A 5317-nucleotide genomic window follows, 5' to 3' on the forward strand; every position below is an offset into this window, starting at 1 on the left:
CCGTTGCTCTGGGCGCCGTGCGGTCAACCGGCAGGGTTCCCGGTTTCGGCTTTGAGTCAATTGGCTGGTAAGTGTGGCCTGCACTGTGTGTCGGCGCGACCTTGCACCTGCCGCCAGCCAATGACGGCGCCGAAGACATCGACGCCTTGCTCGCCTGGTGGTGCGCGCAACCCTTGGACGTGTGCTTCCTGCCCACGCCGGTGGCCGAATACGCGTTCAGCCAGCAGCTCGAACACCCCACGTTGCGCACCTTGCTGATCGGCGGCGACCGCCTGCGCCAGTTCGCGCGGGCCCAGCGTTTTGAGTTGATCAACAACTACGGGCCGACGGAGGCGACGGTGGTCGCCACCTCCGGCAAGGTCGAGGCGGGCCAGCCGCTGCACATCGGCAAACCGATCGCCAATGCCACGGTGTACCTGTTGGATGAACAGCAACGGCCGGTGCCGTTGGGTGTCGCCGGTGAGCTGTATGTGGGCGGCAAAGGCGTGGCACGCGGTTACCTGAACCGCCCCGAGTTGACGGCCGAACGTTTCCTGCAAGACCCATTCAACGCCGGGCGCATGTACCGTACTGGCGACCTGGCGCGCTGGTTGCCGGACGGCCAGATTGAATACCTGGGGCGCAATGACGACCAGGTGAAGATCCGTGGTGTGCGCATCGAGTTGGGCGAGATTGAAACCCAGCTCAACCAATTGCCGAGCATTCAGGAGGCCGTGGTGTTGGTTCGCGAAGAGCGGCTGGTGGCTTACATCACTGAACACCCGCAGCTCGATCCGTTGGCCGTCGGCGACATTCGGGCCCATCTGGTGGCGCATCTGCCGGACTACATGGTCCCGGTAGCCTACGTGAAGCTTGATACATTGCCGCTCACTGCCAACGGCAAAATCGACCGCAAGGCCTTGCCCGCACCAGACATGGCCGCGGTGTTTACCCGTGAATACGAAACGCCCCAGGGCGAGATTGAAAGCGTATTGGCGCAGATCTGGGCCGAGGTGCTGCACGTGGAGCGCGTCGGGCGTCGTGATCACTTCTTTGAATTGGGCGGTCACTCGCTGCTGGCGATGCGCATGGTGTCGCAGGTGCGTCAGCGCCTGGGTGTCGAACTGAGCCTCGGCGACCTGTTTGCCAATGCCGAGCTGGCGGCGGTCGCCGACGTGCTGGCCCAGGCGGGGCGCAGCACCTTGCCGGATATCTTGCCCGCTCACCGTGACGAAGACGTGCCGCTGTCCTTCGCCCAGCAACGCCTATGGTTCCTGGCGCAGATGGAAGGCGCCAACACCGCCTACAACATTCCTATCGGCTTGCGCCTGCGTGGGCAGTTGCATGTCGAAGCTTTGCAGCGCGCGCTGGCACGTATCGTTGCGCGTCACGAAACCCTGCGCAGTCGCTTCGCCCTGCACGGCGACGACGCTCAGGTGCTGATTGTGCCCGCCGAAGACGTGCTGCCGTTGCAAGTGCAGGACCTGCGCCGCCACCCGCAACCGCAGCAGGCGCTGGATGGGTTGATCCAAGGCGAAGCTTCGGCGCCGTTCGACCTGGAGCGCGGCCCGCTGCTACGCGGGCGGTTGGTGGTGATGGCCGATGATCACCATGTGCTGTTGCTGACCTTGCACCACATCGTCTCCGATGGCTGGTCGATGGGCGTGCTGACACGCGAGCTGATGGCGCTGTATCAAGCCTTTAGCCACGGCCTGCCTGACCCGTTGCCGGCGCTGCCGATCCAGTACGCTGACTTTGCCGTGTGGCAGCGTTTGTGGCTGAGCGGTGAAGTGCTGCAGCGCCAGAGCAGCTATTGGCAACAGGCTCTGGCGGGTGCGCCGGCTTTGCTCACGTTGCCCACTGACCGCCCGCGTCCCGCCCAACAGGACTACGCTGGCAGCAGCGTCGAAGTGCGCCTGGATGAACGCCTCACCGCTGGGCTCAAGGCCTTGAGCCAACGCCATGGCACCACGCTCTACATGACCTTGATGACGGCCTGGGCCGCGCTGCTGGCGCGGCTGTCCGGGCAACCGGACCTGGTGATCGGCTCACCGGTGGCCAACCGCACGCGCAGTGAAGTCGAAGGGCTGATCGGCCTGTTCGTCAACACCCTGGCGGTGCGCATCGACACCTCGGGCGAGCTGAGTACCGAGGCGCTGTTGGCACGGGTCAAGGCACTGACGCTTGAGGCCCAGGCGCATCAGGATCTGCCGTTCGAACAGGTGGTGGAAATCACCCGGCCGGTGCGCAGCCTGGCCCATAGCCCGGTGTTCCAGACCTTGTTGAGCTGGCAGGACAGCAGCGCGCCGACCCTGGCGCTGGGCGACTTGGCCTTGGAGGGGATTGTCGAGAACAGCCACTTTGCCAAGTTCGACCTGTCACTGAACCTTGCTGAGGTGCAGGGCAGCATTCTCGGTGCGCTGGAATATGCAGTGGCGCTGTTTGACGCGTCGACGATGCAGCGTTACGTCGGCTATTTCACGCGGGTGCTGCAGGCGATGGTCGATAACGACCAAGCGGTGCTCGAGCATGTGCCGCTGGTGGATGCGCGTGAGCGTCAGCACCTGCTGTTTGATTTTAACGCCACCGAGGTGAAGTACACCCTCGACCAGACCCTGCACGGGATGTTCGAGGCGCAGGTCAAGCGCACGCCGCAGGCGATTGCGGTCAAGGCCGGCGAGCAGCAGTTGACCTATGCCGCGCTGAATGCGCAGGCCAATCAGTTGGCCCATCACCTGTTGGCGCTTGGCGTGCAGCCGGATTCGCGGGTGGCGATCTGCGTTGAACGTGGCCTGGAAATGGTCGTTGGGCTGTACGCGATCCTCAAGGCCGGCGCCGCCTATGTGCCGCTGGACCCGGCTTATCCGTTGGAGCGAATCGCGTACATGCTGGAGGACAGTGCGCCGGCAGTCGTGTTGGCCCAGGGTGCCACGCGCGGGTTGCTGGGCGCGGTGCCGGTGGTCGATCTGGACCAGCCTTGCTGGCAGCACCAGCCGGTCGACAACCCTGAAGTAAAGGGCGTGACGGCTTATGTGATCTACACCTCTGGCTCCACCGGCCAGCCTAAAGGGGTCATCAACGAACACGCCGGTGTGGTCAATCGGTTGCTGTGGATGCAGGACGAATATGGCCTCAAGGCCCATGATTCGGTGCTGCAGAAAACCCCGTTCAGTTTCGACGTGTCGGTGTGGGAATTCTTCTGGCCGCTGTCTACCGGCGCGCGTTTGGTGATGGCGCGTCCTGGCGGTCACAAAGAGCCGGAGTACCTGTGCGACGTGATCGAGGCCGAGCAGATCACCACACTGCACTTCGTGCCGTCGATGCTCGACGTGTTCCTGGCCCACGGCGATGTGCGCCAGGCCGCTGTGCTTGTGCGCGTGATGTGCAGCGGCGAAGCCTTGCCGGGCAGTCTGGTACGGCGCTTCAAACAGCAATTACCGGGCAGTGCGTTGCATAACCTGTATGGCCCGACGGAAGCAGCGGTGGACGTGACCGCGTGGAACTGCGCGGGCGCGGTGACGCCGGACAACACGCCGATTGGCAAGCCCATCGCCAACACGCGCATGTACCTGCTCGACAGCCAGTTGCAGCCGGTGCCGTTGGGTGTGGTGGGTGAGTTGTTTATCGGTGGCGTGCAAGTGGCGCGCGGCTATCTGAACCGGCCTGAACTGACGGCCGAGCGCTTCCTTGAAGACCCGTTTACCCACGGGCGCATGTACCGCACCGGTGACGTCGGGCGCTATTTGCCGGACGGTAATATTGAGTATTTGGGCCGCAATGATGACCAGGTGAAGGTCCGTGGTTTACGCATCGAATTGGGTGAAATCCAAGCCCGTCTGACCGATTATCCGTCGATCAATGAAGCAGCGGTTGTGGCGCGCGAGCAACGCCTGGTGGCGTACTACACCGGCGCTCACAGCGACATCGACGCGCTGCGCAGCTATCTGCTGCAGCACCTGCCGGAGTTTATGGTGCCGGCGGTCTTCGTGCATCTTGATGCGCTGCCGTTGAGCCCCAATGGCAAGCTCGACCGTAAAGCCTTGCCAGAGCCAGGCCTGGACGCCGTGGTGGTGCGCGAGTACGAGGCGCCTCAGGGCGATACCGAAATTGCCTTGGCGAGCCTGTGGGCCGAGTTGCTCAACGTGGAGCGCGTGGGCCGTCACGACAACTTCTTCGAGCTGGGCGGGCACTCGCTGCTGGCCGTCACCTTGGCGGGGCGTATGCGTCGCCTCGGGTTATCGGCGGATGTGAAAGCGCTGTTTGGCCAGCCGACGTTGTCCGCGTTGGCGGCGGCGCTGGGCGCAGGTCGCGAAGTGGCGGTGCCGGCGAATGGCATTGCACCCGACTGCACGCTTATCACCCCGGACATGCTGGCGCTGATCCAACTGGATCAGCCGGCTATCGAACGCATCGTGGCCTGCGTCCCCGGCGGCGCGGCGAATGTGCAGGACATCTACCCGCTGGCGCCGTTGCAGGCCGGCATTCTTTATCACCATCGGGCTGTGGAGCAGGGCGATGCATACCTGCTGCAAGCGCAGTTTGCCTTCGACAGCATGCTGCGCCTGGAGGCCTTCGCTCGGGCGTTGCAGGCGGTGATCCAGCGGCATGACGTGCTGCGCTCATCGTTTCATTGGGACGGCCTGGAAGAGCCGGTGCAGGTAGTTTGGCGTGATGCCAGGTTGAGCGTTGAAACCGGGCCGCTGGCCGAGCGTCTCGACCTGGCCCAAGCGCCACTGATGCGTCTGGTTTACGTCGAGGAACCGCAGCGCGTGGTGGCGACGTTGCTGTTCCATCACTTGGTGATGGACCACATTGCGCTGGAGATCCTGCAACATGAAATGCAGGCGTTTCTGTTGGGCCGTGAGGGCGAGCTGGGCGCTGCGGTTCCGTATCGCAATTACGTGGCTCAAACCCGTTTGGCGGTTGACGATCACGCCGTGTTCTTCGGCGAAATGCTCGGTGAGATCGACGAGCCGACCGCCGTCGAAAACCTCGGCGTTGATGAAAAGGTTCATCGGGCGATTGACCCTCAATTAAGCCAACGCCTGCGCACTCAGGCTCGCCATGCGGGCGTGAGTGCCGCGAGCCTGATGCACCTGGGCTGGGCGCAGGTGTTGGGCCAAGTCAGCGGCCGCGAGCGGGTGGTGTTCGGCACCGTGATGCTCGGTCGCTTGCAAGGCGGTGAGGGCGCCGAGCGAGCCATGGGCGTGTTTATCAACACGTTGCCGCTTCGCGTCGACCTGGGTGAACACTCGGTGCGTAGCGCGTTGCGTGCCACCCATGCGCGCCTGACGCAACTGCTCAGCCACGAACACGCGCCCCTGGCGTTGGCCCAGCC

General features: G+C 63.8%; 1 pseudogene. It reads left to right on the top strand.

The window, feature by feature from the left end:
• Nucleotides 1-5317 (top strand): annotated as a pseudogene (locus E0F99_RS28675) (amino acid adenylation domain-containing protein); the annotation flags it as partial.

Origin of the sequence: Pseudomonas antarctica (assembly GCF_900624995.1) — a bacterium.
Classification (GTDB): domain Bacteria; phylum Pseudomonadota; class Gammaproteobacteria; order Pseudomonadales; family Pseudomonadaceae; genus Aquipseudomonas; species Aquipseudomonas antarctica.